This window comes from Pseudomonas sp. XP2, from assembly GCF_053557975.1.
This window is the reverse complement of the sequence record NZ_JBNRIK010000010.1, coordinates 136,390-161,805: the sequence shown is the minus strand read 5'-3', so window position 1 is coordinate 161,805 and position 25,416 is coordinate 136,390. Positions and strand designations below refer to the sequence as shown.

At 57.7% G+C, this 25,416-nt stretch carries 23 protein-coding genes; 9 read left to right on the top strand and 14 right to left on the bottom strand.

Translation table 11 applies throughout. The annotated features are described in order from the left end of the window. Positions 1-9: 9 nt before the first annotated feature. A complete protein-coding gene (locus tag ACK1VC_RS13720) occupies positions 10-663 on the bottom strand; it encodes a LexA family protein (protein ID WP_016488173.1) in 654 nt (217 codons plus the stop codon). Between the two features lie 130 nt (positions 664-793). Between ACK1VC_RS13720 and ACK1VC_RS13715 the strand changes: the two genes are divergently transcribed. Together ACK1VC_RS13715 and ACK1VC_RS13710 are read left to right on the top strand one after the other, a co-directional pair. Further along, positions 794-1,105, top strand: coding sequence for a DUF6124 family protein (locus ACK1VC_RS13715; protein ID WP_016488174.1), 312 nt, complete (start codon positions 794-796; stop codon positions 1,103-1,105). Between the two features lie 435 nt (positions 1,106-1,540). Next, the gene (locus ACK1VC_RS13710) at positions 1,541-2,056 is read left to right on the top strand and encodes a DUF4880 domain-containing protein (RefSeq protein WP_016488175.1); all 516 of its coding nucleotides are present in this window, start codon (positions 1,541-1,543) and stop codon (positions 2,054-2,056) included. 19 nt (positions 2,057-2,075) lie between these two features. Here ACK1VC_RS13710 and ACK1VC_RS13705 read toward each other — a convergent pair whose 3' ends face one another. After that, a complete protein-coding gene (locus tag ACK1VC_RS13705; protein ID WP_016488176.1) occupies positions 2,076-3,053 on the bottom strand; it encodes a LysR family transcriptional regulator in 978 nt (325 codons plus the stop codon). Positions 3,054-3,216: 163 nt separating this feature from the next. Between ACK1VC_RS13705 and ACK1VC_RS13700 the strand changes: the two genes are divergently transcribed. After that, positions 3,217-4,233 (top strand): histone deacetylase family protein, encoded by a 1,017-nt coding sequence (locus ACK1VC_RS13700; protein WP_016488177.1) that lies wholly within the window; start codon positions 3,217-3,219, stop codon positions 4,231-4,233. Positions 4,234-4,292: 59 nt separating this feature from the next. Here ACK1VC_RS13700 and ACK1VC_RS13695 read toward each other — a convergent pair whose 3' ends face one another. The 3 genes from ACK1VC_RS13695 to ACK1VC_RS13685 form a co-directional block, all read right to left on the bottom strand. Then, positions 4,293-5,147 (bottom strand): endonuclease/exonuclease/phosphatase family protein, encoded by an 855-nt coding sequence (locus tag ACK1VC_RS13695; RefSeq protein ID WP_023047563.1) that lies wholly within the window; start codon positions 5,145-5,147, stop codon positions 4,293-4,295. A gap of 1,187 nt (positions 5,148-6,334) precedes the next feature. Beyond that, positions 6,335-8,095 carry a S8/S53 family peptidase gene (locus ACK1VC_RS13690; protein ID WP_224372352.1) on the bottom strand — a complete coding sequence of 587 codons (1,761 nt, stop codon included), beginning with the start codon at positions 8,093-8,095 and terminating at the stop codon, positions 6,335-6,337. Positions 8,096-8,386: 291 nt separating this feature from the next. Continuing rightward, entirely contained in the window at positions 8,387-9,478 is a 1,092-nt protein-coding gene (locus ACK1VC_RS13685) for a hypothetical protein (RefSeq protein ID WP_197884334.1), read from the bottom strand. 750 nt (positions 9,479-10,228) lie between these two features. Between ACK1VC_RS13685 and ACK1VC_RS13680 the strand changes: the two genes are divergently transcribed. After that, the gene (locus ACK1VC_RS13680; RefSeq protein WP_191086796.1) at positions 10,229-10,906 is read left to right on the top strand and encodes a DsbA family protein; all 678 of its coding nucleotides are present in this window, start codon (positions 10,229-10,231) and stop codon (positions 10,904-10,906) included. Between the two features lie 119 nt (positions 10,907-11,025). On the opposite strand, the gene ACK1VC_RS13675 is transcribed toward ACK1VC_RS13680, so the two are convergent. From ACK1VC_RS13675 to ACK1VC_RS13655, 5 genes are all read right to left on the bottom strand, one after another. Then, positions 11,026-12,297, bottom strand: a complete 1,272-nt coding sequence (locus tag ACK1VC_RS13675; RefSeq protein WP_191086797.1) for an OprD family porin — start codon at positions 12,295-12,297, stop codon at positions 11,026-11,028. Positions 12,298-12,544: 247 nt separating this feature from the next. Next, on the bottom strand, positions 12,545-13,240 hold the full coding sequence (locus ACK1VC_RS13670) for a hypothetical protein (protein ID WP_016488184.1): 696 nt from the start codon (positions 13,238-13,240) through the stop codon (positions 12,545-12,547). Positions 13,241-13,256: 16 nt separating this feature from the next. Beyond that, positions 13,257-14,150, bottom strand: coding sequence for a fumarylacetoacetate hydrolase family protein (locus tag ACK1VC_RS13665; protein ID WP_060516994.1), 894 nt, complete (start codon positions 14,148-14,150; stop codon positions 13,257-13,259). A gap of 3 nt (positions 14,151-14,153) precedes the next feature. Next, the gene (locus ACK1VC_RS13660) at positions 14,154-14,954 is read right to left on the bottom strand and encodes a 2-keto-4-pentenoate hydratase (RefSeq protein WP_172455916.1); all 801 of its coding nucleotides are present in this window, start codon (positions 14,952-14,954) and stop codon (positions 14,154-14,156) included. A 5-nt stretch (positions 14,955-14,959) separates the two neighbouring features. Beyond that, the gene (locus ACK1VC_RS13655) at positions 14,960-15,754 is read right to left on the bottom strand and encodes an IclR family transcriptional regulator (RefSeq protein WP_016488187.1); all 795 of its coding nucleotides are present in this window, start codon (positions 15,752-15,754) and stop codon (positions 14,960-14,962) included. Positions 15,755-16,028: 274 nt separating this feature from the next. Here ACK1VC_RS13655 and ACK1VC_RS13650 point away from each other — a divergent pair, with 274 nt between their 5' ends. The 4 genes from ACK1VC_RS13650 (at position 16,029) to ACK1VC_RS13635 (ending at position 20,563) form a co-directional block, all read left to right on the top strand. After that, a complete protein-coding gene (locus ACK1VC_RS13650; RefSeq protein WP_016488188.1) occupies positions 16,029-17,459 on the top strand; it encodes an MFS transporter in 1,431 nt (476 codons plus the stop codon). 155 nt (positions 17,460-17,614) lie between these two features. Beyond that, entirely contained in the window at positions 17,615-18,439 is an 825-nt protein-coding gene (locus ACK1VC_RS13645) for a shikimate dehydrogenase family protein (protein ID WP_191086798.1), read from the top strand. A gap of 288 nt (positions 18,440-18,727) precedes the next feature. Continuing rightward, complete coding sequence (locus ACK1VC_RS13640; protein ID WP_024717564.1) at positions 18,728-19,726, top strand: Gfo/Idh/MocA family protein; 999 nt, start codon at positions 18,728-18,730, stop codon at positions 19,724-19,726. A gap of 30 nt (positions 19,727-19,756) precedes the next feature. Beyond that, entirely contained in the window at positions 19,757-20,563 is an 807-nt protein-coding gene (locus ACK1VC_RS13635) for an IclR family transcriptional regulator (protein WP_082421987.1), read from the top strand. A 69-nt stretch (positions 20,564-20,632) separates the two neighbouring features. Here ACK1VC_RS13635 and ACK1VC_RS13630 read toward each other — a convergent pair whose 3' ends face one another. Further along, positions 20,633-21,442 (bottom strand): sugar phosphate isomerase/epimerase family protein, encoded by an 810-nt coding sequence (locus tag ACK1VC_RS13630; RefSeq protein ID WP_095115666.1) that lies wholly within the window; start codon positions 21,440-21,442, stop codon positions 20,633-20,635. A 268-nt stretch (positions 21,443-21,710) separates the two neighbouring features. Between ACK1VC_RS13630 and ACK1VC_RS13625 the strand changes: the two genes are divergently transcribed. Beyond that, entirely contained in the window at positions 21,711-22,502 is a 792-nt protein-coding gene (locus ACK1VC_RS13625; protein WP_191086799.1) for an SDR family NAD(P)-dependent oxidoreductase, read from the top strand. A 546-nt stretch (positions 22,503-23,048) separates the two neighbouring features. Here the strand turns inward: ACK1VC_RS13625 and arsH are convergent. From arsH to ACK1VC_RS13610, 3 genes are read right to left on the bottom strand one after another with little or no spacing between them, the layout of a single operon-like run. Then, positions 23,049-23,786, bottom strand: coding sequence for an arsenical resistance protein ArsH (gene arsH / locus ACK1VC_RS13620; protein WP_009876562.1), 738 nt, complete (start codon positions 23,784-23,786; stop codon positions 23,049-23,051). Continuing rightward, positions 23,764-24,186: an arsenate reductase (glutaredoxin) gene (arsC, locus tag ACK1VC_RS13615; protein ID WP_009876563.1), complete on the bottom strand. Its 423-nt coding sequence runs from the start codon at positions 24,184-24,186 to the stop codon at positions 23,764-23,766. The genes arsH and arsC overlap by 23 nt, the downstream gene beginning before the upstream one ends. Continuing rightward, positions 24,183-25,415, bottom strand: coding sequence for an MFS transporter (locus ACK1VC_RS13610; protein ID WP_009876564.1), 1,233 nt, complete (start codon positions 25,413-25,415; stop codon positions 24,183-24,185). The genes arsC and ACK1VC_RS13610 overlap by 4 nt, the downstream gene beginning before the upstream one ends. Position 25,416 lies beyond the last annotated feature (1 nt).

Here is a 25,416-nt window from a genome sequence, read left to right as displayed (position 1 = left end):
GCCGGCTATCTAGAAGGCCCCATGCACCCGCACGACTACTCCCAGGAACTCGCAGCCCTCTTCACACAGGATTGTCGGATAGCGCGTATTCAACGGTTTGAGCATCTTGTCGCCACCCTCCTCGACCAACTGCCGCAACACTGCAGGCCGCCCCGGCTGCCGCGCAATCACCAACCTGCCGGGTTCTGCCTGCAGGCCCGTGTCCACCAGCACTCGCATGCCCTCAGGCACGCTCTTGCCACTGGCTGCATTCATCGAGTCGTTTTCCACCACTAGCCAGAACGCATTGCCTGCGGGCATGTAATCCGTCTGTTCGTGGCATTTGCCCGCTTCAGGCAAAGGCCCCTGCAAGTCAGCCCAGGTCAGAACCGGGAAGCGGAAGCTTGCATAAAGCAGCGCTTGGGCTGATACCGGGGGCTCGACCGCATAGCGCCCAGGGGCTTCGCGCAAGATGTCACGCTCTACCACCATGACTTGTGCTTCCAGAAACACCAGGCCAAGTTTCTCGAGCTTTTCGTTTATGGTTTCCAGCGTCGGCCGCCGCGTGCCACGTAGCCAATGACCCACGCCACCCTGAGTCATGCCCAGCCGTTCGGCCAGCTTCAGCTGGCTGAGGTTGTGTTCGCGCTTGTAGCGCTTGAGAAATGCGTTCCAGTTTTCCATGAGCGGAAACAATACGGACTGTATTATCCGCAGCAATACACAATCTGAATTATTTATTTGATCATAATCAGTACAGATTGACCTATCCTCTGATTCCATTGTGTTTAAAGGGAAATCACAAGGTATCGCGATGAAACCACCGAAAAACGACGAAACAGATCTCGACAGCGAAGCCGCCCGCCGCGCCCTCGACTACTACCTCAATCCCAAGCCACAGCGCCCTACCCTGGACAACAAGATCTGGACCCTGCACGAGAGCGTCACGAGCGACCAGGCCCAGGAACATGCCATCGCCCTGCTGCGCTGCGCCGCCGCCACCGCGCAGGAAACTGCCAGCCACCAGCATGGCAGCCAGCGCGAACTGACCTACGCGTTGATGCACATGATGGACATGGCCCGCGCCCTGCTGGAGCACAATCGCGCCGCAGATCCGGAATTCTGAAGAAAAAAGAAAGGGAGAGAACGTGATGGCCTGGAACGGCAAATGCCCCGATTGCCGGGACAAGGAAGCGCATCGGTAAAACTTTTTTACCGAAATGGATAAAAATCATTTGACTGGCAAATGATAACGATTATTATTGCACTCAGCTGATCGCGAGACCAGCTGGATAACCTGGAGCTTAGGTCGCTCTCAGATTATCTCCTCATCAGGCTAATCACGGTTTTTGACCCGGCTTTTTGCCGGGTCTTTTTTTTGGCTCTTCAGGCTAATGAAGATCGTAATGGCGCGCATGATAGCAAAGGTGTTTCAGGGCGTGAACGCTCATTACAAAACTTTGCGGAATCAGCACTTGAGAATCAATCTCGTTTCGCCTACGCTGGTTCCGCATCAAGGAAGATGCCCCCACCCCTCCCCCTTTCATGCAAGGAGCTGTCCATGACCCGTCTGCTACTGCCCCTTGAGCACCCAACGCCTGTTACCGAACACGATCCCGATCGCGCCTTGCTGCATGCGCTCAAGCGGCTGCCACGGCGTGTGCAGCAAGTGTTCCTGCTCAACCGCCTCGACCAACTGGACTTCGCCAGCATCGCTGCCCGCCTCGACTTGCCCCTGGCGAGCATCGAGCAAAACATGGACCAGGCGCTGCAGGCCGGGCGCTCACGCCGTGATGTGCTGTCGAGTGTTGCCGGGCAATGGTATGTGCGCTTGCAAAGCCCACAGGTGACCGCTTGCGAACGGATCGACTTTCGTCGCTGGCTGGATGCGGATACGGCAAACCTGCAAGCGTTTCACGAAACCGAACTGCGCTGGCGCAGCCTGTTGGCCCCGGCACGGCAACTGGGCCATGACGGCTGGTACCGGCAAGGCCGGGCGGCGCTGTCGCTGGGTGGGTGCTCGATTGCGGTCGGGCTTGGCGTGGCGGCGTTGGTAGTGTTTGGTCTCTGGGCCTGATTACGCACCCGTAAGTCGGTCAAAAGCGCTCGGCCGGGTCTGTGGTCATGAGCATCTGCTGGAAGCGCTCCAGAAAGATCGACTCGGCTTGGGTAAACTTCTGTTCCCGGTTCCACAGCAGGTACACGTTCACATCGATCACCCCGTCCCACGGCGGCAGTCGCCACAGCTCATTGGCCTGGACATCCGCCGCGACGATGTGCTCCGGCAGGCAGCCGATGCCGTAACCGGCTCCCACCAGCCGCAGAATTTCATCCAGGCTCGGTGACGATGCAACAATACGCCCGGTAAACCCCTGCTGATCACGAAACACCGTCAGCGGCGACAGGTTGCCGCCCATCTGGTCACTGGTGAAGCTCACAAAGTTCTCGCCCTGCAGATCCGCCAGGGTGAGGTTCTTGCGACCGAACAAGCGATGGCGCTTGCCACAGAAAAACGCGTAGCGTTGTTCTAACAGCACCCGTTGTTCAAGCCGGGGCTGGGGCGTGCGGCACAGGCTCAGGCCGAACGAGGCGGTCTTCTGCAACAAGCCACTGGCCACATCCGAACTACGCAGCACATCGATCTCCACCTCCACCTGGGGGTAGTCACTGTGGAATTGTGCAAGAAACTCATCATACACGCGGGACTGGATACGGCTGATGCTCAGCAGGCGGATCTTGCCCGTCACTGTTTCGGCAGGGCGGTCCAGCGCAGGCCCCAGCCGCGAGACCGTGCCGTATAGCTCGGCAGCGATCTGCATTACCTCTTCCCCCGCCTGCGACAGGTTGATGCGTGGCCCGCGGCGTACCACCAAGGCACTGCCCAACTGCTCCTCAAGACGCCTCAGCGCCTGGCTTACCGCCGGCTGGCTCAAGTGCAGCCGTGCCGCAGCGCGGCTGATACTGCCCTCCTGGCCGATCACCAGAAATGTTCGCAACAGGTTCCAGTCGAGGCGATCGTTGAGGAAACGCTTGGCTTCGGGGTCCCTGGTGAAGGGCGTTGTCGTCGGCATCATTATTTGTTGATCTTATACTGGAGTATTCGAATTAGAAGCTTTTCCTAGCATAGGACTTGGCCCAATATCTGGCAACGCACCACCAGGGTGCCTTTGTCATACCCGTGCTGAGGGTTCTCCCCGAACTGGGCGATTGATCGCACGCGTTACCAAGAGGTGATCCATGAAAGCGTTTTTCCATCCAGCTCAACGCCTGCACCACCCCCGCTCCTATCTGTCACGTGGGCAGATGCGCCAACCACAGGAAGTGCCGGCACGCATCGAACCGCTGCTGGCAGTGGTCAATAAGCTAGGCTACCCGCTGTTCGAGCCCGCTGACCACGGCCTGGCGCCGCTGGCGGCGGTGCATGGCCAGGCGTATCTGGACTACCTGGGCAGCGCCTACCAGCAGTGGCATGAAGTGCCGGAAGACTGGGGCGATGAGGTGATGTCCAACATCTACATCCGTGAAGGCAACCCGTTGCGCGGCATCCTCGGCAAGACCGCCCGCTACCTGGCCGATGGCAGTTGCCCGATCGGCGAGCACACCTGGCAGGCCGCCTACTGGTCGGCGCAGAGCGCAGTGGCCGCAGCACATGCGGTGATCGAAGGCGACCAGGCCGCTTATGCGCTGTGCCGGCCGCCAGGGCACCATGCCCGCGCCGAAGCGGCGGGTGGGTTCTGCTATCTGAACAATGCCGCAATCGCCGCCCAGGTGCTGCGTGGCAAGTTCGACAAAGTGGCCATGCTCGACACCGACATGCACCACGGCCAGGGCATCCAGGAAATTTTCTACGAGCGCAACGATGTATTGTACGTGTCGATTCATGGCGACCCGACCAACTTCTACCCCGTGGTCGCCGGGTTCGATGATGAGACCGGAGCGGGTGCAGGAGCAGGCTTCAACCTGAACCTGCCCATGGCACACGGGGCCAGCGAAGCGGATTTCTTAGCCTGCATGGACCAGGCGGCAACAGCGCTGCACGCCTTCGCTCCCGACGTGCTGGTGCTGTCGCTGGGCTTTGATATCTACGAAAACGACCCCCAATCCAAGGTCCACGTCAGCCATGAAGGGTTTTACCTTCTGGGGCAGCGGATCAAGGCGCTGGGCCTGCCTTGCGTGGTGATCCAGGAGGGTGGCTACGACATTGCGACCCTCGATGAAAATGCCTCGCGCTTTTTTGCCGGGATGGCTGCCTAAGGCAACACCCGTGCGGCGCCGAACCTGAGCGACACGCGAGCTTGTGCAGCAATAATCGACTACGGGCTGGTCCACTCCAGCTCAACCACCACTGGGAAGTGATCCGAGGGAAGCACGCCGTTGATGAGGCGATCGTCGGTAACGAAGCTGCGCGCATGGAAGCCGCGCTCCAGCACCCAGTCCACGCGCACTGTGGCCTTGCCGGTGAAACCATGGAAGGTATTGCTTGGCCCCCGCGGGGTTTTCACTACAGGACGGGTATCCTGCAATACGCGGGAAAGCGCCAGGTAAGCCGAACTGCCGGGTTCAGCATTGAAATCACCTGTTAGCACCACGGGCACGCCAATGGGTAATTTGTCGACGCGAGCGGCGATCAGCTCTGCCCCCTTGACCCGCGCCGTCTCATCCTCTGCGCGATAAGGCAGATGAGTATTCAGGAAATAGAAACGGCGGCCGTCCTCGATCCGACGGAATAACGCCCAACTGACCATGCGAGGAAAGAGATTGCCCCAGCTGACGCTCCCTGCAACGTCAGGCGTGTCCGACAGCCAAAAGTCACCCCATTGTTCCGCCGTCATCTGCGTGCTGTCGTAGAACACACCCATATGTTCATCGCCGTCGCCGCCGCGTCGCCCCTCCCCGAACCAACGGTAGCCGGGAAGGTGAGCTGCCAGATAATCAGCCTGCTCCTGCACGAGCTCCTGAGTACCGATAACAGCGGGCTGGACATCCAGAATCATCGTGACCATCGCGGCCCGACGGTCTTCCCACCGCTTACCAGGCGCAGCGTCGACCGGTGTGCGCACATTGAATGACATGACCTTCAACGATTCGGGCAGCCCTGCCCAAACATTACCCGGCAGTACAAGTATCAGCAGCGCCAGCAGTATAGGTTGATAGATGGACACCCTCATGGAATCCCTCCGTAGATCCGCATAGGGGGTAGGCTACTGATGAAGGCACATCAGGTTCACACATTACCTCTGCGGGTCAGCGCACGCCCTGACGACGTTTTTTAACTCATCAACATTCGCTCGCTTACGCGCCTCTCGAGCAATGACTTTGAATCGCGTGACGCTTTGTGTCCACTAGCAAAAATGACAGGTCAGTTCAAACTCGTGCCGGGCAGCATTGGCATTGCGCCAACCTGCTTGGTTTACGAAAAAGGCAGAACCTCGGCAAGCACGACCCAGCCGTGAAGCGCGGCTGGTGTTTATAAGCACGCTCGAGATCGAGGATGAGACTCAAGGTAAAACCAAAGCAAGGCGACTGAGGGCGTAGATAAGAAAAAATCAATTGCCAGGCACTGTAGTCCAGCGTGTTTGATCTGGGAACTGCCTCCCCTATATGCAGTGACTGACAACACATTTTGCTCATTTATGCCAAGCAGGCGCAACGATAAAGTTGACTATCAAGCTGGGGTTTACTGTAATCCTATAGTTTGTTGAACGTGGCAGGTCCCGCTACGTGTATTCCTACACGGAGGTTAGATGCTCAACAGGACCACAGAAGATTGGGAGCGATTGCGAGAGTTACCGGCATTGCTCAAGGAGCTCCCTCATCTCGCTGCAGGGTTGGGATTTACCTTCTACAGCTTCAGATACACCAGCCCCCCCTACGAGCTCCACTCAGAAAACCTCTTGCCCGGCGGACGCAGGATCGTCCAGGCGGCATTGGATTTTCGACCCCCTTATCTTCAAAGCTCGGACATCCCATTGTTATGGGAACCCAAAACATTCGCCAAGGGCCCGGCTCTGTGGTCGCAGGCTCGGGAACTGGGCCTTTGTCATGGGTGGTTACAGCCTGTGCATCAAGGGGTTATCCGCAGCTGCCTGGCCCTGCTACGCCCCCACGTCAGCATGTCTATTACAGAGCTTTATGAGAAAGCTGCCGGCGTCATGTGGTTGACCGAACGACTGCACCTTGCCGCCGGACGCGATGCAGCTGTCAGGTCAAAGTCAATTTCCCTGGGACTGGGATAGTCAGAACAACGTGTTGAAGCGCCCGCTGGCCCCACAAGGGCGAAGGTGTCAATGAGCGGCGTTTCGATGAGGCTCGACATGTAACAGCCGTCCCGCGTGCTGGTGCTCATCCACTCCTGCTATTCAAGTAACTCACCACCACCATCTTCAGCCATGGACGGGTGACGCTTTGTCTTGACCGCAAGCGCCAAGGCTTGATGCATATCCAGCCGTGCAAACTGCTCAACTGCGCAAGCAACATTGTTCGAGCAAGCGGCAGCTCTGATCGGTCGCGTCGGCCCAATGCGGCGTGCCTGATCAGGTCTGGCAATCATCGGCAATGCACTCTCGCGTAACAAGTGCTTGATTTGTCGTGGGGTGAGATCAGGGTTGATGGAAATCATCGCAGCGACCACGCCAGTGACCAGGGCTGCGGCATACGAAGTGCCACACCCTCCACCCCGCCCGGCCCTCACCGCAGTCGATCGAGAGGGATTCGGACACGCGGCAGCACTGATGTCGATACGAGGGCCAACGTTTGAACTGCTACGAGGCACTGCGAAACGAGGGTCAGCCACATCCACAACCTGGCGACTTCGCTGATGCCCACCCACTACTACAAGCTGAGCTGATGACAATGATGCAGGCAGATGATCATCGGTAGTGGAGGCGCTATTACCCGCTGAATTGACCACCACAACGCTCGAATGCCGGTGTTCTAACCAATCAAAGAAACGCCTCAATAACAATTCGTACCCGGCCATTGCCTCGTCGGTGCGGACGTTGATATCTACAGGTTCGCCCCTCAGGTTGAGCGTTCCTATCCGGTGAACCCCCCAGCTCCAATTGAGCACCCGCGCACCGTCTTCAACAAGGTTCACCGAAGCAGCGATGCGAGCCGTAACACCTGACGCTGCGCCGCGATCCACAATGATGTCGAAGCGCCCGCCCACGGCACCCAACCGACTTAGAAAAGCCACATTGCCGCGCGGATACAGGCGAGCCGCAAGTATTCCGGCAACCACTGAGCCGTGCCCGTTTATCGCAGAACTGTGGCGGGCGTAAAGGCACGTGCCGACGCCTTTGCACGGCGCTGCAAACGCCGAGAAATCAGTCGATTCAAAATTGACACCCTTCTCTACCACGCCGACTACCACGTTAGTTGGCTGAAAACTCCGCCCTTGCTCACGAACATTGTGCTTGAAGGCCTCCACTGCCTGCTCGAGTTTGTTGGCGATCCACCCCGCCTGGTCAGGCGGCTCGATGATTCGTTCAGGATCTTCCGGTCGCTCTGGGTTGTCATCCTCCACTACGATCCCCTGCACGGCAGGGTCGCTTTTCATGCTGCTCACGATGCTGTGACGCGCTGCCAATGTGCGAGCGCGCAGACGCACTTGAACAACATTCAAAGGCGGTATCACCCCAACGATGTCCACGTCGTACTGAAGCGCAATCCTTCGCGTCTCCAGCAGGCCGTTAGTATTTTCACGCAAGATCAAACTGACCAAATCCAGAGCAGTCACCACCCGGTCATTGATAGTCACGAGACGGTCTTGGCTGGGAGATTGCACCCAGCTTTGCCTTGTGCTGAGCCAGACCGCGTTGCTCGTAAACCCGCCAGCACTTAGCCAAACCGGGCCACTGTTTACCCCCTCAGCTAAGTTGAAGCACAGGGAATCCCGCTGCTGCTTGACACGCGATATGGGCAAAGTAACTCCATCGACCACCACAGCTGGAGGTGCCTGATTCACACCCCGCACTTGCGCGCACCATTTTTGAAAGCCGGCCGTGTCGCCACGACCATAAGGCGCGAGGTCATCTATTCGTAACGTGTCGGAAGCTTCAGCGCCGCAGGTCAGGAGGATCGCCGCCCAAGCCGTTAACAACATTCGTCCGTTCATTTCTGCCACTTCCCTGTTGCTGTGAGGAAGTGCCCGACGGTTGTTCTTGTGACTCGCGCAGCTCAGCCTCCTCGCTGACCATGACCCTAAATCGCTTGGCGAGGCCTGCCTACTGGTAAAAATGTCAGTCCTGCGCCAGCGGCTTCAAGCTCCGAAGCCGTCCAACTGAATGGCTTTAAAGTGGAGAAATAGATCTTCACTACCGCCTGCTGGCGTAAATCAGCCCGATGATTTCCGTGGCCGGTGATCGCTGGCTACCCGAATGAGACCGATCAGCACCTAGGTTCCAACTTACTCTGCGCCGAAGGTTACGACACTGTAGCCAAATTCGTGCTCTTGACGCCTGGTGTGCGTCTCGGGATCTTCCACCCTTACCCGGTCGTCGTCATGCACGATCAGCACATGGCTGTCGTCAAGTACCTCCACACCCTCGGGCTTGTGGTTGAAGGCCACCACAGCCCCTTCTTCAAGCCTGACAGGCTGAGGCTCACCAAGCTTAGAGCCTTCAAACGGCAACACCCACAAGAAGCCGCCAATCTCTTTCTGGCCGACCTCCTTACCGTCTCGCTCGTAACTGGTAACTGCGTAAAGGCGGTCTTGGTTGTAGCGGTCAAACTCGAGCCCAGAAAGCCCCAACTCAGGATACGCCCCTGCCTGCATACCCAGTTTTTCGACCAGTTGGTCAGGCGTCAGGCTCAAAACAATCTCAAATTGGTCGCCAAGCTGAACGCCCTGCTCATTGATGGAGCAAGAAATTGACAGCAATAAAAACGAGAATTTTGCTTGTTTGCTCTCTTTACCATGCTTACGAATACCTATCAGCAAACGGTCGCCAGGCGAAGTAGAAATCGCCTCAATCTGATAATAAGACGAGCCTACGGCTTCGTTAATTTTCGCCCGCAAAGATTGCGAGTTTGTCACCTGAGTGCCCGTTGATACAGAGATGACCTTAGCATTTTTTGGTTCGCTCACTGGCCAGTAGAGCAACGTATTGAGGGCGTCATTGGAAGGATTGTTGAACGCAGTGATGGCGATGACATACTTCCCATCCAGCGTGGTTGTAAGGCCTTCAAACTTGTCTGCCTTGAGCAGCACCGTTCCCTCTAGATAGGAGGGCGTGCCGACGATACGATGATCATCAAGTGCCATTGTAAAAATTGCAGGACCGCCAGGCCTAGGCATTTTCTTGTCATTAGCAAGGATGAGATTTTCGCCGACTCGCGCCACACCCGAAACTTCACAGTTCACACCGTTACCGGCCGTGAAACAGGGGGCCAGGTTATTCTGCACAGCTTTAGCAGGTACACCAACTGGAGCAGCGCTTGGGCTCTGCAGGTGAAGCATCAGGCCCGCGACTGCGAGTGATTTGACAAGTCTGTTCATAGGTCCCACTCCTTGTATGCGACATTCCGTGTGAAGGAACAACATACATAGAATTGGACCTATGAAAAACTGGCAATTTTGACAGGTAGTGGTTTTCCGGTCTTCACGGCGGCGACCTTGTATAGCGCGTTCAGCCGCGGATTGTTCTAATGGCAGCAATGCATCCTTTGACAATACGTTCCGCTTGATCATCTGAAATACTACTATTCATCGAAAGCCGAACCAACGCGGCAACAGATGGCGCCCGCCCCACACTGCATTCAAACGCTCTTGTACAAACGACTTCACTCTGGTACTGACAAAATCTGGCAGCCTTGGTCCGGCGTCGTTATCTATAGGCTTCATCACACTCACCCAGCCCGTTGCCCTTGATCATTTGAATCCGCTTTCATCAAATTGACTACTGGCGAAAATATCAGGCAAAGATCTGATATTTTTTAGGCGGTACCTTGAGATGAAGCCAGACTGGCTTATATGGCCGAAACCGGTCGTTCGGCGGTCGGATAGCTAAATGGCCGAGGGAAATAGCCTGTGAGGGTGGGTTTCTGTCCAAGTCGATAGACCTGCTGTTTCGCGCCGTGCGAGCCAGCCTGTGCCTGCCGTTGGCAATGACGGAACTGGGGGGAAAAACCGCGCGTCATACCCTCATGCAGGGACACGGCATCACCGAACTCGGGCTCATGACATCGACCGTGCACGTGGCAACGAGCCTTTAAAGCGGGTTAACAAGGAACTGTCAGGAGCGACACCATGCGCAAACGGATAACGGCGCAAAACCTGAAATGGACCTGCGGTTGGCTCGCTGTCGCGGGTCTGGCTCTGTGCTGGTGGCTACCGCTACCCTTACACCCCGCTGCCGATAGCGGCCCACCGTGGATCTATGGCAACCCCGAAGCACGCTTTACGGTCACGCTCTACACCAACCTTGAATGCCCCCATTGCCGGTTCTACCTGCCCCAACTGCAGCGCTGGATCGTCACCAACGATCACGTCAACCTGGCCTGGCCCGATCTGCCGTTGCCACAAAACGAGCCTGCATCCAGTCGCGAAGCGCGGCTGCTCGAATGCGTAGGCCAGCCCGAAGGCCCAGAGGGCCTGTGGGGGGCAGGTGTCTGGGTCTACCTGCACTCGCAAAGCAACGGCCAGGGGTTGGCCACCGTCAGCACCTCTTCCGGTGGGACGCCAGGCCTGCAACGCTGCCTGGCGGGTAAAGCGGTGGCTCAAACCGCGGCCCGCCAAAACACGGAAGCCTCGCAGAACGGATTGAACGCCACACCGACTCTGCGCCTGATCGACAATCACACCCAACACACCGTGATCCTGGAAAGCCCCATCGAACCCGATGCGCTGCTGTCCGCAGTGGACCTGTTGAGCGCACCCGAACTTTCCGAAATGCCTGCGGACGTGATAAGCGAGATGCCCAGGTAAGCCACGTTCGGTACGGCGCTCAGCAACGCGTCGCGGTCTTTGTACCTAAAATTCAGGGCTACCTGCCTACGGGCTGGACGCTGCGTGGCCTGATACAGACTGCCGCCCATCCCTCTGCATCAAAACAGCGGAAACGGATAGTTGAGGACCAATCGGTTTTCATTGAAGCTTGTATGGGTGCCCCAACCCCGACGTAACGTCGAGTTCCGCCATTTGATATTCAAGTCTTTGAGCGCGCCAGACTGGAACACATAGGCCAGTTCGGTCTCCCGCCCCCACTCCTTGACACCGGTCTCACCCCCAATATGAATACCGCTACCTTTGATATAGCGGTTCATAAGCACCAGGCCCGGAACGCCCAACGCCACAAAATTATAATCGTGGCGCACCTGCCAGGAACGCTCATTGGCATTTTCGTAGCTGGAGCTAAAGCTGTCGTTGGCCAATGAGCCACCTGAAGTGCCGTTGACTTTCATCCAGCCGTCCTGGCCGGAAACCTTCTGCAGGCCTATGTAAAAGGTGTTCGCACCGTGCATCGCGGAAAACAATCCAGACCAGGTCCGGTTGTCGAGACCACCCGCCAATGATCGCCCGTCATCCTTCCCCGTGAACCATTGGACGTTGGCACCCAGTGTCCATGTGCCAATGGGCTGGCTGTGAGTGATCTGGATCATCTGCTGGCGGTAGATATCCTTCAACTCAGCGCCCCAACCACCGAGCAACGTCCGCTTGTCGTTGAACGTGTACTCACCACCCACAAAGTTGAACCGATCCGAGAAGACGCCCGGCTTCTGGGCAAGGAACATATCGTCCATGCTGGCATCGTTTCGTGGGCTGTTGGCTCGGAATTGGCCGCCAAACAAAGTGAGATTTTCGATCTCTCGAGAAGTGACCTGCGCACCTCTGAACGTCTGCGGCAACGAACGCCCGTCATCGGAACGCAAGATCGGTAGTGTAGGCATCCATTCGCCGACCTTGAGCTCCGTAGCGGAGATCCTGACTTTGCCTGCAATGGCCAGCCGCCCATAATCATCTGCCGCTTGGCCATCGTCATGAATCGGCAGCAATTGGGTCCCCGGCGTGCCACGGCCACCGTCCAGTTTCACAGCATAAAGACCCATGGCGTCCAGTCCAAAACCTACCAAGCCTTGGGTGAAGCCGGACTTGTAGTTCAAGATGAACGCCTGGCTCCACGCCTCGGCCTTACTTTGAGTCGCAGAGTCGCTGACATAGTTGCGGTTAATATAATAATTACGCAGGTTCAATCCTGCCGTTGAATCCTCTACAAACCCGCTTTCGACTGCCTGTGCGCTGATTGCAGTACTCAGCAGCGGCACGGCGATAAACACGTTTGCGTGACTGAAAATAGAGTCGGATGCGCGGATTTTCATTTTTATTTTTTCCACAACAGATAGTTAATTGAAACGCAGCCCTTCACGCCGAACATTCATTCAACGAGGTTTTAATTCTTGTTGTCGTTTGACGCATCACCCTTGAATAGCGTTTTTTTTCGCACGCACTGCAGCGCCGGGACGCTGGCCGAAAAAGAGCGCGCCCGCAGCGTGCTTATCTGCACGCGCGGCGCACCCAAAGGAGCAAAACGCGGAACGTTGTTTGCTTAGTGCAACTCGGCAATTATCACCCGGCGCTGGAAGGGGTCTTGCAGCGGGTGTATTCCAGTTGATAAAGCGTCGTGGCAAGTTGCGGTTCAGGTTCGTCCAGCACGTTGCCAACGGCCTCGACCAGTTGCGCTCTGGCATGCCCGACATAGTCTGCGGCACAGCCTTCGATGATGATGATCCAGGATGGGATTTCAGTACCCTCCGATCGGGCCTTTTTCTCCGCAGTCTCAACCTTGCTGACGGCCTCATCGGCGGTGCAAAGGTGGATCCCCGTGATCCCCTGAGCATCGGCCAGTGGAGGCAGCACCTGATCACGCAACGCCTGGAGAACGTCTGCGTGGCGTTCGGCGGTTACATTGAAGCGCAGGGTGACCAGGTAGGCGCCATTTCCTACGCCGGCGGTGTAGTGCACGTCACAGATCGATCGAGCAACATTGCGATACGACTGCACGACTTTCTGTGTCCAGGGTGTCGGCGCATTGAGGCGAGCCAGGTAATCTGCCCCCCCTAACACCCCGACGGTATCGGCCTCGTACAGATTGAAATAGAGAGGCCCCGCATCGAGCGCGATGTATCGCCGTCCCCGCTGAAAACCAGGGATCGCCGCGCGCTCTGGCATGTGCTCACGGTTATGCCACTCGTAGAACTCATCCCGCGCCTCGGGCAAAAGATCATGCCAAATTGCGACTACGCCTGTTCCTGCAAAACTCATATCTTTTACTCCGGGGTCAATCAACGTTAGGGTAGCGACCGTCAACCCAGGCTGCGCCCATCTCCGAAACATAGGGAACTACAGTCTGGCACTGCTCGCCCAACCCCGTTCCACCTACACGCATGACGTCCCCGGCCTTGAGAAACACATGCGGCTTCTGGCCCAGGCCTACGCCGGGCGGTGTGCCGGTGATGATGACGTCACCCGGCAGCAGGGGCATGAAACGACTGAGGTAGGACACGATGTGAGCCACGCTGAAAATCATCGTCCGAGTGTTACCGTTCTGATAACGCTTGCCGTTCACTTCCAGCCAGAGGTCGAGGTTCTGCGGGTCGGCGATTTCATCACGAGTCACCAGCCAAGGGCCAAGTGGCGCGAAGGAAAAGCTGCTCTTGCCCTTTGTCCATTGCCCTTCGTACTCAAGCTGATAGGCGCGCTCGGAGACATCGTTTGCCAGGCAGTAACCGGCGATATGATCCAGCGCCTTGCTTTCCTCTACGTGCCAGGCAGGTGAACCAATCACGATGGCCAGTTCGACCTCCCAGTCGAGCTTCTTTGCATCACCCGGCAGGATCACAGGGTCATTTGCACCACTGATCGCCCCGGTGTGCTTGTTGAACACCACAGGTTGGCTCGGAATGGGCGTGTTGGTTTCGGCGGCGTGGTCAGAATAATTGAGGCCGATACAGATCAGGTTCGGCACGCTGCCCACGCACGGGCCCAAACGTGTCCCGGCCGGTACCAGTGGCAGGCGCTCAATGTCGATGCCTCGTAGTTTTTCGAGACTGGACGGTGCCAGCGCTGCGGCATCGATATCATCGACGATGCCAGAAAGATCCCTGACCTGTCCTCGAGCATCCAAAATCCCAGGCAGTTCTTGTCCTGGCAAACCGAAACGAACCAAGCGCATACGTTACTCCTCAAGCGTTGAAAAAAAGACAGACAGAGATCCTGCCTCGCCGAACTGGATGTCCAGCGGCTGGTGGGTGGGAACTTCGAGCAGCCCTGCATAGGACCCGGTGATAACGACCTGACCCGCTTGCAGATCGATGCCATGTGCAGAAAGAAAATTTGCCAGCCAGACAATCGGTGAGACGGGGTCTTGATCCGGGTGAGTGCCGGCAATGCTCACAGGCTCTACACCTGGATGACTCAGGGTTACATCGAGGTGAGTGGGCAAATTGTTCGCGTTCAGCGAAATGGCACGTGGCCCCAGCACTAACCCATGGTTGAACAACCCGTCAGCCAGCAACTGCTCGAACGGGACTTTCTGCGGATCGGTGTACCGACAGTCGATTACCTCGAGTGCCAGGTGTACCTGGCCGATGGCCCGCGCAATGTCATCGGCCGTGTACGGCGCCGCGCGGGCAGGAAGACTGGCGCCCAACACGCAAGCAAGCTCGGGTTCGATTCGCACTGTGGAAGTTGCGAAGCCCAGGGGGTATCGGTCGCAACTCACGATGCTATCGGTGTAGATGGGCGCGACTATCCACTTGCCAGGTTTGGGCAATGCGCATTTCCATCCGCCCACTTTTTTCCCGGCCAGCACACCGACATGCTGCTGTATCTGGAAGCCTTGCTCCAGGCTCAGTGACGCCTCATTGCAGGGCAGAGCATCTAGTCGATTACCCGTTTGGCGTGCTTTCGCGAGGTACGCGGCGGCTTGCATAAGGGTTGGTTCACGCGCATCAGCTGATTGACTGCACTGATCCATGAGCTTCACCCCTGCACGCTGGGTTGCCGAGGCCATACCGTCCCGAGCTTGTTCGCAGCATCCTCGAGCAGTGCATGCAATTCGTCATAGCGGTCTGGATGCATCCGTAACACCGGGCCGGCAATACTCATGGTCCCGACCACAACTCCCGACGGGATCATCTTCACCGGCACCGCGATAGCCCACACACCGGCCTCAGCCTCTTCCACAACGAGGCCATAACCTCGTGACCTGGTCGCCGCCAAATCGGAAAGCAAGCGTTCAACGGTATTGATAGCCTTAGGGCCTTTGCCTACACCCAGGTCTTTGCCCAGACCGTCGCGGATAGCAATTTCGACAGCTTGCTCGTCAGGCATGGATGCAAGCCAGGCTTTGCCGTTTGCAGTGGTGTACAGATTGATTGGCTGATCCATGGCTGGCGAGTACATCAACCCAGGTGCAGCGCCTTGAGCCGAGGCGAGCCAGGACAAACCGCCCTCGCAGACGACAGTCAGGCGTACCAGCTCATGGGATAAAGACGCTACGTTTTCGATAATCGGCTGCACAAGCTCCGGCAGCCCGATGCCGTTCAGGTAACGCTGCCCTAAAAGCGCCAGCTTGAGTGTCAGCCGGTATTGGGAGGTCGCCTCATCCTGCTCGGCCCAGCCTTGTTCTACCAACTGCGCAAGCACACGGTGGGCCGGCCCCTTTTCCATCCCCAGTTCACCTGCAATATCAGACATTCGCATCCAGCGGGCCTCACGAGCCAGCAGCTCGATAGCCTCAAGGCAGCGATCAACAGCACCTTTAACGACTCTCATGGAATTCTTCTCAGCTGGTTATGAGCAGCGCCAACCAAAATGTCACGCTGTTCTATTTGGAACACAGTTACAATAGTAAGCACCGTGTCCTCGTCAAGTCAACGCAAATGCACGCCTGCCATCAACACTGAACCGGGCTTGAGCTGCCAGCCTGTTGCAGGTCGACGACCGGGGCGTGAGACCTGCCAGCAGCCTTGACAAAGGCAATGCTCCGGAACAACATTACAAATGGAACGACGTTACAATAACAAAATCACGGTACCGGAGACACTTCATGAGCCATGGCATCCCGAGCGATCCACACTCCAAGCGTCAGTCGAGGAAGGCCGCCGCTAGCGGCTGGATCGGCTCGGCGTTGGAGTACTACGACTTTTTCATTTATGCCACTGCCGCAGCCTTGCTTTTCCCGCAGCTGTTTTTTCCAACGGACAATCCCACCGTCGGCATCATCGTTTCACTTGCCAGCTTCGGGGTTGGGTACATCGCACGACCTATAGGCGCGGTGGTGCTGGGGCACCTGGGTGACCGCCATGGGCGCAAGACAGTCCTGGTCTACTGCATGTTCTTGATGGGCTTTTCGACCATGTGCATTGGCTTGCTCCCGACCTACGACCAGATCGGCGTGTGGGCTCCCGCGATACTGATTACCTTGCGTCTGATCCAAGGGTTCGCGGTTGCCGGCGAGGTGTCTTGCGCAAGCTCCATGACCATGGAGCATGCACCTGACGGGCGCCGTGGTTACTTCGCCAGCTTTACCCTTCAAGGCGTGCAAGCCGGGCAACTGCTAGCGGCGGCGGTGTTCCTGCCACTGGCCCAATTCATGCCCGCAGATGCTTTTGCGTCCTGGGGCTGGCGAATTCCGTTCCTGCTGAGCGCTGTGGTGCTTGTGGTCGGCTGGATCATCCGCCGTGAAGTCCATGAGGCCCCGGTCTTCGCTGAGGCGCAAGCAGGGGACAAGCCTCGCAAATTGCCAGTGGTCGAAGTGCTCACCGAAAGCTGGAAGGATGTGTTGCGCGTCGTCTGCATGGCACTCTCTGCAGTCCTTGCAATCCTCGCCTCCGTGTTCGGCGCCACCTATGCAGTCCAGCCTGCTTACGGTATTGGCTTCCCCTCAGGCTTGTTCATGTGGATTCCTGTCCTGGGCAACTTGTGCGCGGTGATACTTATCCCATTCGTCGGTAGACTCTCTGACAGAATTGGGCGTCGCCCCCCAGTGATCGTGGGCGTGCTCTGCGGCGGCCTGTTGTCGTTTGGGTACCTCTATGCCATCAGCATCCACAATCTCTGGCTGTCTCTGATCCTGTCGCTTCTCATGTGGGGCGTGGCCTACCAAGGCTTCAATGGTGTTTTCCCAAGCATGTTCCCAGAGTTGTTCCGCACCCGGGTACGCGTCACCGGTATGGCTATCGGTCAAAACATCGGCGTGGCATGCACAGCGTTTCTGCCAGCGCTGTTCGTATCGGTTGCGCCGCCTGGCACCGAAAATATCCCGCTGAAAATTGGCGCCCTGACGTTTGGTATCTGTGCGATCTGCGCAATTGCGGCGTTCACGACCCGCGAAACGTTCCGTATTCGTCTGAGCGAACTTGGCGACCCCAACGCGGTGCCGATGTCGAAGGAGGAGTACGAACTGCTGCAGGAAAAGTCCAATCCCAGATCGAGCAGTAGCGCCCCCAATCAAGCGCTGAAAAATCAACTGCTGTGACGCACACCTGACAACCAGACCCATCACGCTCAACGTGTTGCGCAATTGCCCTGCGCAGCACGTTGAGCCCCAAGGCGATGAACGTGTGCGCCGCCAGCAAGCATCCAACCCGCGAGCTGGCAATTGCGTGCACTCGCCACCTACAGTAGGTTCACATGCATCCCCACATCACCGGCAAAACACGCATCTATGGACTGATAGGTGACCCGCTCAAGAGCGCCAGGTCGCCGATGCTGCTGAACAGGCTATTCGCCGAAGCACAGACTGACGCAGTGTGCATTCCATTGGAGGTCGGTACGCAGGCCCTGGCCGAGTTCGTCAAAGGCGCGCGCGCTTTGCGCAACCTAGACGGGCTTCTGGTCACCATGCCGCACAAGCAGACCATGCTTGAAGTCGTGGACATCCTTCACCCCTCCGCGCGCCAGGTAGGGGCAATAAATGTGGTTCGCTGCGATAAGGACGGTCGCTGGGAGGGCGCTGTGTTCGACGGGCTCGGCTGCGTACTGGGGATGCAGCGTCAGGGTGTTTCTGTGCTTGGGAAATCTGTCCTGCTGGTCGGAGCCGGTGGCTCGGGAAGGGCTATCGCTTTTGCCGTGGCCGCTGCTGGCGCCTACTCACTGACCATTTCTGATCTGGACCCGCAGCGCGCCGCTGACCTGGCGCAAAGCGCTGGCAAAGAGGGTTCGTGCAATGTGCATGCAGGTCCACCAGACCCGGAAGGTCATGACATCGTTATCAATGCGACGCCTCTCGGCATGAACCCCGATGATCCGATGCCAGTAGAAGCAGAGCGTTTAACCCCCGCCATGGTGGTGGTCGACATCATCACTCGATCCGAGCCAACCGCGTTGTTACTGACGGCACAAGCGCGCGGATGCAAAACCCTTGATGGCGAGCCCATGCATTTAGGACAGGCCTTGCTGGCACTTGATTTTCTGGGCTTCAAAAACATCGAGCGTCGCTACTCAACGGGACTTTAGTACCCCTCCTCCCCTCGGCAGCCAGCACGAGGGTTCTTCATTGCGTCAATCAAAACCTCCACGATGCGCATGCTCTCGGCCCGCTCACCTCCGTGACGCTGGCCGCCATGCCTTCCCAGCGTTTGGCACCCCAATAGAACGTAACTTACTTCCGTTCGTAACAGGGTCATGCTAGCCTGCTGGCAACCTCTGCAGTGTCGCTTGCGCGCTATTCGTCGGTGGTCCGATCCGAAACCCCGTTAGCGTCGCCAAGTTTGTCAAACATACTTATTAATAAAGGGTGGATGTTTGAAAGTCGTTCTCCTGGAAGTCAGCCACTGGCACACCCCGCTCTATCTTGATGCTCTGGAGCGTCTGCCTGATGTAACGGTCACGGCGGTATCCGACGCAACGGGGTCGCGGGGGCCTGCTCTCGCCCAGCGTTTCGGAGCAAAACTTTACGATCACTGGGAAACCCTGCTGGAAAACGAGGAAGCTGATTTTGCCTTCTCCTTTGGCCCGCACGATGAGCTGCATGCCATGGGCGAGGCATTGATCGAGCAAAAGGTCCCCTTCGCGATGGAAAAGCCTTGCGGGCTAACCCAACACGAAGTGCTGGATCTTTACCAACGCACACAAGCCAGCGGCCTGTTCGTGGCGGTGCCGTTGATATGGAGGCACAGCGAGTTATTGAACCGCCTGAAACAGCAAGCCAGGCAGAGTGATGCCAAGTGGAGAACCCTGGCGTTTCGATTCAACGCTGGCCCGCCTGGACGCTACCTGACCAACAGCTGCTCCTGGATGCTTGAGCCGAAACGCTCGGGTGGCGGATGCACGATCAATCTCGCCCCTCATTTCGTCGATCTGGTTCAGGAAATTTCCGGCGAGGCGATTCGAAGCGTGTCAGCCGTGATGTATCGCGACCCGCTACTGACAGCCGTAGAGATTGGCTCGTTGATGACCCTGGTGACCGAGAGTGGGTGCATCTGCACTATCGAAACGGGGTACAATTATCCCGCCAATACGCCCGAGCAACGGGAGTATTCATTTTCAATGTCAACGGATCAGTTCTACGCACGCTCCACCGCAGATGGCATGCGGCTGGTGGACGCGTCCGGGCAGGCAAGTGACCTGCACATGAGCTTGAACTCTGACGTGTATTACGACAACTTCGTAATCGACATACTCGCGCCTGACCGTGATAGTGCTTATGCAGGTGCCGGGCTCGCCACCATGCACCGCGTCATGCGTATCATCGAGGCGGCCTATGAGTCAGATCGCCTGGGTGGTGTTCCCATCAAGGTCTAAAACGCTGGCACGAAATTAAGGATTAGAAAATTGTCACATATAGGCCGCTACTTCAATACTTTGGAACTGCTCCTTTCCCATCCAGGCGGCCTCGCCCTGTCTGACATCAGTGAACAGACTCAAGTGGCTATGGCCACAGCTCACCGTATATTGAGCGCCCTGCGGGAAAGAGGCTACGTTTACCAAGACGAGCAGGACCACTACTGCCTGACGCTTAAAATTCCCAGCATGGGCGTGAACTACATCAGTGAAACCGGCTTTGCCAGAATAATGCAACCTTTGCTCGACGAACTCGCCAGCGAAACCGGCGAGCATGTTCGCCTGGCGGAAGTTGCTGAGGATCATCTGAGTTGGGTGCTGCAGGCCACGAATAACACCAGGGGCCTTCAATACCGCCGCGCCCTGGACGAAAAAATCATCCCCCATACCACCGCGGCTGGTAAAGCATGGCTCTCCACCATGCCTGATGAGCGCGCCATGCGCATTCTCGCCGCCTGGGATATCGAGAAAAGCCGAGAGTACGCAGGGCCCAACGCTCGCGTTTCGATACGCGATATTTTCGATGACATCGCCCTGATCCGCAAAGAGGGGCATGCTGTAGTCAGAGAAGAAGGTGAAGTGGGTGTGTGCGTTGTGGCAGTGCCTGTATTCGATAAAACACGCCCGGCCAACTCAGCCCCGGTGGCAACCCTCAGCATCGCCGGCCCTATCGCCCGCATGCGAGAGGAAACCCTGAATGCTCATATCGAACATCTGAAACAGTCCGCCATCAAGGTTGGCGAGTGCTGGTCGCTGTGGACTTCGGTCAACGGTGAAAGCCCGCTACCTGCACGCTGACGCTCTGACTTGGACCTGGGCCCATTGCGGGCCTCAGGGCTACTGTGATGACGAGCGATTGAAACGCAATTACGGAATGTTCCAACCCTTCTCCCGCAGATCCTGCACACCTTTGTTCAGCTCGTACAAGGCGTTTTCTTCGCGGATGATTTCGAGCACGCAGTTTTCAATACCGCAGGTCGCCTGAACGGCCTCACCCAGTCCGACGAAATCCACGACTCCGGTGCCCACTGGATCATGGCCCCAAACATCCATGCCGGTGTCGGACACATGCACAAAGTCGATAGCGCTGCGATAGGTCAGCAGACTGGCTACCGGATCCTCACCTATGTAAGCAGCGTTGGCGATGTCATAAACGACCCTGACGACATCATCATTGATAGTGGCAACAACCTCTGCCAGCTCCCCCATCGTAGGCGTGAAGCAATATGGGGTATTTTCCAGCAGCAAGCGAACACCCGCCTGTTTCGCAAGCGGCGTTAAAACCGCCAGGCTCTCGTACATCCAGTCATAAGTCTTTTCAAGCGGTGGAGAAATCATCGGGCGCCGGGTACCCGGGGATATCACCACCTCTTGGGTATCCCAAGCGACTGCCAGGTCAATCACTGCCTTGATGTGATCGATGCTCTTCTGACGCATATTGGCGGCGGGACTGGCCAGGTTGACGTCATAGCCGCCGGCATTGAGCGACCTGATCTTTGCGTCGTACTGACGCAGACGCACGCTTGCAGCAGAACGCTCTGCGATAGACATTTCCACCGGCCAGCAATGGGGCGAGCTTACGGGCACCTCGAACACGCGGTGCCCATGCTCTGACAACTGCGCAATTGCATCGATTGCCGTGGATGACCACAGATAAGAAAACGTGCTGATGATCATATCGAAACATCCTTTCAGTTGAGGACTCACCGAAGTGAAACGGGCCATTCATATTATGAATTTTGTAGGGTGACCACTATCGCCTGCAGGAAGACGCGATGATGGATGCACCTGGAGAGCGACAGCCACTGCGCTGTTAAGGACATCCTGATGACGAAAAAAACGATAACGGAACTGGATTCCATTGTCAATTTGATTGCAAAGTAGCTTTCAGTTTTGTAGTTTGAGCCTTCCACCTAAAACAAAATCTACGTGTGAGGGCAATTGAATGAGAGCTTTGGTGAGTGGCGGTAGTAGCGGCATCGGTGCTTCTACATGCCTGAGGATCGCGGAGGCTGCACTTGCCCGGGGCTCGCAGCCGAAAATTGCCGTGTGCGGGCAGACGTCAAACGCGACGCAGGACGACGTCGTTCGAACGATAGAGTCGATGGGTGGCATCGCGATCTCGCTGTCGGGTGATCTCGGCGACCCTGCAGTACCTGACCAACTTGTGGCAGCTACAGTAGCCGAATTTGGGGGGCTTGACGCGCTTGTTGCGAATGCTGGCATCGCCAGCCCGGGCGCGATCTGTAGCTTGTCCATCAAGGATTGGGACGACATGTTCGCCGTGAATCTTCGCGGCGCCTGGCTGCTAGCCAAAGCGGCCTACCCGCACCTTCGCGAGAGCCGAGGCTCAGCGTGCTTCACCTCGTCGATGTCTGGCCAGCTTCCACACGCCGGCTCTGGCGCCTACAGCCCCACCAAGGCAGCATTAACCATGTTGGCGCAAACGCTGGCGCTGGAGTGGGCACCTGATGGCATCCGAGTGAATGTCGTGTCGCCAGGTATGACGCATACACCCATGTCTGAAAAAATGTACGCAGACCCACAGATCAAGAGAGCACGGGAAGGGATTATTCCGCTGGGGAGAATTGGTGAGCCAATGGATATCGCGAACGTGATCGAGTTTCTCGTTAGCCCGCTAGCCGGCTTTGTTACCGGGCAGGATATTTGTGTCGATGGCGGCTTTTCCAAGTCGATACTTAGCCATATCCCGGGGCGACCGAGCTCGAAATCCTAGCCACGGCAGCAGATTGAGCTCCATGTTGAATGGATTCAGGCCAGACTCACAGCCTGGCGGGCTCAAAGGGCATTTTACGAATGCGGGGGCGCGGCTTTTAGCGAATGTGAGGATTCATGAGCAGCTCTCCCCGCAGAAACGAATTGGGCGATTTCAATTCTGGACTAGTTGCTGCCTTTGAAATGCCGGGATAACGCTGATTTTCGGTGAAGACTGCAGAAACGAAAAAAGGCCCCTAAGGGCCTTTTCGACGATATACCGATTCTGATTAAACCTGTATATCTTTATTTGGAGCGGGAAACGAGTCATGCACTAGAGCGCTAAGTCTCTGTTTCCCAATCACTTTCTTCACTGTGGTGATCAGTGAAGAACTCAATTATAGCCTTGTTTTTCGCCCTCGGCAACAAAGTTCATCCAACGACTTCCATTGAAGTCCAAGGACTGCTCTTTTCGCAGTCGCACCGCCCTACGATGCTGTCGCGATGCAATGGGGCCTCCAGTGGCCAAGGCCGTCGTGCGGCGATAGGCGAATGGAATCAGGGGTTATCAGATTACCGCCTGCTGCATGCGCTTGGTCAACGCCTCGGCGCTTTCCTTGCGCTCGCTATACCTGTCCACCAGATACGGCGACGCATCGCGCGTGAGCAGCGTGAACTTCATCAGTTCCTCCATCACGTCCACAATGCGGTCGTAGTAGGCCGACGGTTTCATGCGTCCCGCTTCATCGAATTCTTGATACGCCTTGGCGACCGAGGACTGGTTGGGGACGGTCAGCATCCGCATCCAGCGGCCCAGCACGCGCATCTGATTGACAGCATTGAAAGATTGCGAGCCGCCCGACACCTGCATCACTGCCAGCGTCTTGCCCTGAGTCGGACGCACCGCGCCGACTGACAGCGGAATCCAGTCGATCTGCGTTTTCATCAGGCCGGACATCGCGCCATGGCGCTCCGGCGAACTCCACACCATACCCTCGGCCCACTGCGCGAGTTCGCGCAGTTCCCTGACCTTGGGATGATCCTCGGTCGCGTCATCCACCAGCGGCAGGCCCGACGGGTTGAACAGCCGCGTCTCGCCGCCCAACGCCCGCAGCACGCGGGCTGCCTCTTCGGCGGCCAGTCGGCTAAACGAGCGTTCGCGCAGCGAGCCGTAGAGCAGCAGGAAGCGTGGCGCATGGGTGGAACGTTCGGGTGCCAGTAGCCGTTCCATGTCCGGCGGCTGGAGCAATGCGGCGTCGATGTTCGGCAGGTCGAGACGGGATTCAGACACGACGGCCCTCCACATCCACTACCGGCTCGCCGTCTTCCTTGTTGAACGCGCCGCGCTGCGGTTGCGGCAGGATGTCGAGCACTGTTTCCGACGGGCGGCACAGGCGCGTGCCCAGCGGCGTGACCACGATAGGTCGGTTGATGAGGATCGGATGTTGGAGCATGAAGTCGATCAATTGCTCGTCGCTCCACTTCTGATCTCCCAGGCCGAGTTCCGCATACGGCGTGCCTTTCTCGCGCAGCACCGCGCGTACCGGGATGCCCATCGCGGCGATCAGCGCCTTCAGCATGTCGCGGTCGGGCGGTGTCTTCAGATATTCGATGACAGCCGGTTCCTCGCCGCTGTTGCGAATCAGGCTGAGGACGTTGCGTGACGTGCCGCAATCGGGATTGTGGTAGATCGTGATGTGGCTCATGTCGAGGTGCCTTCGTTCGAGAGAAGCATGGATTGCTGGCGCAGATGCCTGATCACATAGCCGAACAGGATCGCGCCCGCCGCGCTGATGCCGGTCAGGGCCAGCAGCGTGCCGGGATAGCCGTTGCCGGCGGAATACAGCAGCGAGGCCACGAAGGGGCCGGCGGCCACTGCGATCTGCACGGGTGTCGCCATCGCGCCGCTGATGGCGCCATAAGCGGCCCGACCGTACAGCTCGGCGGGCAAGGCGCCTCGTACGATCGTCATGACGCCATTGCCGATGCCGTAGAGCGCGGCAAACACGACATACACCGGCAGCCACTGCTCGGAAGCAAAGAGCAGGAGCAATGACAGCGGCAGCAGACTGATGGCCGCCATGCCGACCTGGCGCGTGCTGGCCCGCTTGCCGACCGTGGCTTGCACCACACGGCCGAGTACCTGCATTGGCCCGATCAGCGCACCGACCCAGGCCGCATTTGCGGCAGAGATGCCATGTGCCTGCAAGACTGGGATCATGTGCAGCGACATCGCCGCGAACACCAGTGCATTCAGCGTCACAGCCGCCGTGACGAGATAGAACACCGGTTCGCGCATGACCGCGGTGAGATTGCGGGATCGGGTTTCCGTCCGCGCTGGGGGTGTGCCGTGTGCCGGGCCGCGTCCCTTTGGCAGGCTGGCATGGATGGGCAGGCAGATCAGCAGGTTCGCGGCCGCATAGATCAACCAGACCTCGCGCCAGCCGACGTGTTGCAACAGCGTTTGCGTCAGCGGCCAGAATACCGTGCTGGCGAAACCGCCGAACAACGTCAGGTGCGTGATCGCCCGGCGATAGTTGCTGCCATGGACCTGCGTGATGACCGCGAAGGCCGGCTGGTACAAGGTCGCGCTCATGGCCACGCCGATACCGGCCCACACGAGGTAAAGCTCCGTCGCGTTGTGTACCCGCGAGAGGCACGCGAGCATGACGGCGGCCAGCAAGGCGCCGCTTCCCATCAGCAGACGTCCACCGATGCGGTCGATGATGCTGCCGGCCGCGGTCGAAAGCAGTCCCGAGATCAGCAAGGCCACCGAATAAGCCCCGACGATGGCGGGCTTGGACAGGCCGAGTTCGTCCTGCATGGGCTGCATCAGGACGCCGTAGGCGTAGAACATCGACCCCCACGCGACGATCTGCGTCAGTCCGAGCGAGGGAATCAGCCAGCCGCGAGAGCGCGGGATGGTGTTGTCCATG